The following is a 4590-nucleotide window of genomic DNA, read 5'->3' on the forward strand; positions in this document are numbered from 1 at the left end:
GCCAAAGACACATTGACTCATCTATCGAGGTTGGAAAGTCCATACAAAAAAGAGGTTATCCGAGTGTCTCACTGATAGCTTCAAGCCTTCGCCGGAGAGCAAGAGCGAGCATCTCGTTATCAAAGTGTGAAAGCGGAACTTCGCAGGTGATGCAGGAGAAATCATGTTTATATGCCTCGTTAAAGGTATGCATAGCACCACAGGTCTTGCAGAGATAAAAGTCGTTCTCCTCCTCATACCTCTCACGTGCGACAAGCTTCTCCTTCACCCTTTCCAGATCTTCGGCCAGCACAGGATCCAGCTGATCAAGTTGCAGGTGCCAGAGATATGTAAGCCAGCCGGTTTCATTGTCTTTCACCCTCCGGTAGACAGCAAGTCTTCGTTCATAAAGGGTATAGAGAGTATGCCTGACGGAATTCAGGTTGATCCCGGTTTTTTCAGCAAGCTCCTCATCACTATGCTCTCCGTTATCGGGGAACCGCAGCAGGAGCTGAATTCCTTCCTCACCAACAAGACGGAGGAAAAAAGAATGGATCGCCTGCTTCTCTAACAATTCTTCCACTTGTTGCATCATTCAAGATATTGGCGTATGATACTAATATGGTTATCCAGCATCAAAAGGGCATCATCTCTTGACGACCCATATCCAAAAACACTGATCATTGCATCCCCTTTGGCAAATTCTGTTCCGGGGTGGGGGATATCAGCAGCAATCGCAGCGAACCGATCCAGCCGTGATCGAACCACGCAATCCTTCCCGGCAAAAAGGATACGCCGGGCGGAATATCGGGTCGGTTGTGGCCTTTCAAGGGGCAGTCTTCCGGAACAGGCATCCATATGCAGGGAGAAGAGATTTGCTCCTGTAGATCCCTCGACCGTATCAAGTGTCGCCTGGAACCGTGGGTTCACCTCGATCGCCACAGCTTCATCAGAAAGCACAAAGTCAACGCCGACTGACCCGATACACCCGCTCGCAGCAACAATCCGCTCGGCTATTGCCATCATCTCACCTGCAAGCGGATGATCACACGGTGTGATCGATCCGGCAAAGCCAAATGCAGAATCACCTGATCCACGGAGGATCTGTTCATTGGCTGCAAGAGCTACAGCCCGTCTGCCATCTGAGATACAGGAGACGCTTGCAGGAAGTCCCAAAACAAACTGCTGGCAGATAAAGGGGAGATCAAAATCTTCAATCCATGCTTTTTTCTCTTCTTCTGTCCTGACAATTGCGTTCCTCCAGCCCCCTGCACCGCAAACGGGCTTGATCATAACGGGATATCTGCCCTCTTCAGCAATTTCGGGATGGGGCACAGCCAACCGGGAGAAGAATGACTGGGTTGCAGATTTATCAAGAAATGGTTGGATGGTCTCCGGACAGGTACCTGCGCGCGGGATACCAGGACAGATCGCTGACTCGGCACCTGAGGTGAGCACCAGATGGTCGATCGAATTGCGCGATAGAATCTTCTCAATTGCCACGGGGAGATCGGTGAGTTCCAGGAACCCCTCGTAATCCGAAACACTCCATCCAAGATCCAAATCACAGAAGTGATCGACCGCACATACCCGGTAACCCGCCCTTCTCGCAGATCGCGCAACATGCCGTGTGGCAAACCCCGCGATAAGAACCGTCTTTGTCACCGCTCGACCATCTCTTTGCCACATTCACAGGGAACAACACTGATCTCTGCATCAGGAAACTCCAGATCCAGTTCTTTTCCTTCATACAACTGGTCAAGAAAGACAGCAAGTCCTGCTATCTCCGAATGAGGCTGGTTTGTTACCGCAATATTATAATCGGCAAGACCATAGACCTCGCCAGGCACCTTCTCGGCACCAACGATGACAAGCACCTTCTCGCGCGTGCGTATCTCGCCGATCTTGTCCTGAATACGGAGACCATACATCGTCAGGTGTACAACAGCCCCACCAGATTCCTGAAACTCCCGGATACAACGCTTCCATGAGACATTATTCTGAACAAAGAAGGACCCGCCGAAACGTCGTGCAACTCCCTCGATACTCGTAACAACCCCGGGATCATCTGCTGCAAGATACATTCCATCTGCGCCAAGCGCACGTCCGGTCAGTCCGACATGCGTCGTCACCCGTTGGTCACGATCATGTCGGTGGCCAATCCTGAGTATAGCGGATCGAACCATAGCGCTCTAATCCTCCTGTTTCATCTTAATAACACCATTTTCGATTGTGAACGGAAGATCCTGTGCATGCCGGATCCGGCAGGAGAGGAGCATCTCTTCAATCCCAAGAGGATGAAGCAGCCCGTTCTCCTCTTTGATGAGGAGGTAGTGCTTGAGCCGATCAACAGATGCAAGAACCACATCAGACGATAACCCGCAAACCTCTTCTATACCAGAAACGGTGTTTGCCTGATTGCAGACAATCCGATGATAGACATCCCAGTCAACCTCTTCATCTTTCACAGAGTATTATGGAGTGAAAAGAAACAATATATGTTGTGAACCATAATGCTACCCTCGCCGACATTGCAGACGAACTCCTTGACTATGCTGATGACGATGACAATCGGCTGGTACAGGGAATCTCCAGCCTGACACCCGGGGTTCGATCTGAACTATTGATATCCGACTTCCTCAACGCCTATCAGGTCTATATCTATCTGTTTGGGGAGATCCCGGATGAGTTGATCATCGACAGACTTCTCCTTCAGCCTGCTTCATCTCTTGAGAAAGGCACTCTCCTCGAAGAGAGAGGTCTCGTTGAACTTAAGTTTCTCGTTCAGGGGGAGAATCCGGTTGTCCAGGTCAGAATAGGGAATGATATTCTTGCAACATTCAGAGGGAAGGATGCACACCGGCTTGCAATTCACTTTGCAGAAGAATTTGAATAAGTCAGATCCCCCGTGTGATCAGATTCATATCAATTTTTGCCGAAACGATCTTGGGGACAGTGCCATACGAAAAAAGAGAATCGCCAAAGATCGCAACGGCACCATGAACCCGTGAGCCGGAGAGGCGGTTGAATTCCGACTGATCATCGGCTGAGAGGCGATTACAGAGTGCAGTTGCCCAGGCATCTGCTGCTGACACATCATCGGAAAAGACAGTAGCAGCATCAGCTGTTCCAAGTGATATTGACGGGCCAACCGTTGCAGACGAAGTACAGACACCACATATCTTCTCCTGTGGCGGGCAGAGGAATGCAGATTGCCCGCCTGCTGAGGCACTGCCCGCATACATCCCTATCCTGAGAACACGGTCTGTCATAAGAGCGATATCGCCCCCGTTGTCAACAACACCAAAGAGAGCACCCCCATCCTGTATCGCTTCCACCCCTGCCCATGCGATTGTGCCGGCAACCGCTGCCATCGGCCCGACACGAGCTTCATATGCAGCATCCACCATCCGGCAGATCACCGGGTGATCGGATCCTGGATCATAGGGCTCAAAGGTCGAGGCAAAAAAAGGATCCGCAGCCACCATCGCCTCGACAGCTATGCGTGCATCGAGGATCCCCGCCTTTGCCAGATCAATATCAGCTTCGCAGTCAGCGAGGATTGTCGTGATCGTCTGCTTGTACTCGAAATGCCGCCGGATCATTGCCTTATGGAGAGTGCCTGGTGTGGACAGGCACATACACATTGTCCACAGAGGATGCACCGCTCTTCCTTGATCACCAGATGGAACTCCTGATCAAATGAGAAGACTTCCTGCGGGCAGATGGAGAGGCAGGCACCGCACTCAACGCACTCATGTTCGTCATGAACAACAGCATTTTCGAGCTTCTTCACCTGCACACCAAGCTCGATGAGACGGGAGGATATTCGCGCCTCCTCTTTCTCCGGGATATCTATCAGTACCCATCCTTCATTGGAATCGATATGGGCACGTTCGACATTGATCAATACCCCGGTTTCAAGGACCACCTGTGAAATGAGCGGACGCTTCACGACATCCCTCTGAATAGTCAGGAAGAGTTTCATGGCTGCCACCTCCGTGAGAAGAGCTTGCCGAGATCAACTGCATTTAAGATCCCAATCACGTGGAACTCACTATCAACAACCGGGAGCGCACTGATGTTATGCTGTTCAAGCCGTTGTGCTGCCACATCAACAGGCTCGTCAGGAGTAACGACAACGACCTTCTTGCTCATGATCTCAGACACCTTCAGGGAATCGCCTTTAAGAAGAACTGACTTTGAAACATCATAGGTTGTGATGATCCCAACCAGCTTCCCCTGGGAATCGATCACCGGCAGATGGTTTGTCTCTCCCTTGAGAAGTTTTCGGGCAGCAGTCTTCACCGACTCGTCTTCGGTGATCGTGGCAACCGCAGGGTTCATAATCTCGCGGATCCTCGGGGTTTGCCGCGTCTCCCTCATTGGATGACTTCTTTTCGTCGTATTGATTCGTCGGGTCGGGAGTGCAACCGTAAATGATCCGGCCTCAACCAGGCTTTTCAGTTCATGAGCAACCTGCCGGGCATGGCTGTAGCTGGACAGGGAGGATGTCCTGACCATCTCGCCATCGATCTCAACATGTCCGCTTTTCAGTTCGGCATATGATACCGTCCGAACAACCGGCCTGTCTCTCCGTGGAGTCCCATA

General features: G+C 51.3%; 8 protein-coding genes. 1 reads left to right on the forward strand and 7 read right to left on the reverse strand.

Translation table 11 applies throughout. The features are described from left to right. Positions 1 to 55: 55 nt before the first annotated feature. From QCH34_RS07200 to QCH34_RS07215, 4 genes are read right to left on the reverse strand one after another with little or no spacing between them, the layout of a single operon-like run. The gene (locus QCH34_RS07200; protein ID WP_300332293.1) at positions 56 to 571 is read right to left on the reverse strand and encodes a transcription factor; all 516 of its coding nucleotides are present in this window, start codon (positions 569 to 571) and stop codon (positions 56 to 58) included. Next, positions 571 to 1668, reverse strand: a complete 1098-nt coding sequence (locus QCH34_RS07205; protein WP_300332282.1) for an ATP-grasp domain-containing protein — start codon at positions 1666 to 1668, stop codon at positions 571 to 573. Before QCH34_RS07205 ends, QCH34_RS07200 begins: the two co-directional genes overlap by 1 nt. Beyond that, positions 1641 to 2165, reverse strand: coding sequence for a tRNA (cytidine(56)-2'-O)-methyltransferase (locus QCH34_RS07210; protein ID WP_300332284.1), 525 nt, complete (start codon positions 2163 to 2165; stop codon positions 1641 to 1643). Before QCH34_RS07210 ends, QCH34_RS07205 begins: the two co-directional genes overlap by 28 nt. A 6-nt stretch (positions 2166 to 2171) precedes the next feature. Next, positions 2172 to 2447 (reverse strand): MarR family transcriptional regulator, encoded by a 276-nt coding sequence (locus QCH34_RS07215; protein WP_300332286.1) that lies wholly within the window; start codon positions 2445 to 2447, stop codon positions 2172 to 2174. 35 nt (positions 2448 to 2482) lie between these two features. Between QCH34_RS07215 and QCH34_RS07220 the strand changes: the two genes are divergently transcribed. After that, positions 2483 to 2875: a hypothetical protein gene (locus QCH34_RS07220; RefSeq protein WP_300332288.1), complete on the forward strand. Its 393-nt coding sequence runs from the start codon at positions 2483 to 2485 to the stop codon at positions 2873 to 2875. A gap of 1 nt (position 2876) precedes the next feature. On the opposite strand, the gene QCH34_RS07225 is transcribed toward QCH34_RS07220, so the two are convergent. From QCH34_RS07225 to QCH34_RS07235, 3 genes are all read right to left on the reverse strand, one after another. Beyond that, positions 2877 to 3620, reverse strand: coding sequence for a UPF0280 family protein (locus QCH34_RS07225; protein ID WP_366898431.1), 744 nt, complete (start codon positions 3618 to 3620; stop codon positions 2877 to 2879). Beyond that, complete coding sequence (locus QCH34_RS07230) at positions 3581 to 3967, reverse strand: 4Fe-4S binding protein (RefSeq protein WP_300332298.1); 387 nt, start codon at positions 3965 to 3967, stop codon at positions 3581 to 3583. The genes QCH34_RS07225 and QCH34_RS07230 overlap by 40 nt, the downstream gene beginning before the upstream one ends. Beyond that, positions 3964 to 4590 (reverse strand): CBS domain-containing protein (locus tag QCH34_RS07235; RefSeq protein WP_300332290.1); only part of this gene is annotated, 627 nt, incomplete at its 5' end. The genes QCH34_RS07235 and QCH34_RS07230, both read right to left, overlap by 4 nt.

Origin of the sequence: Methanocalculus sp., assembly GCF_029762515.1 — an archaeon.
GTDB lineage: Archaea > Halobacteriota > Methanomicrobia > Methanomicrobiales > Methanocorpusculaceae > Methanocalculus.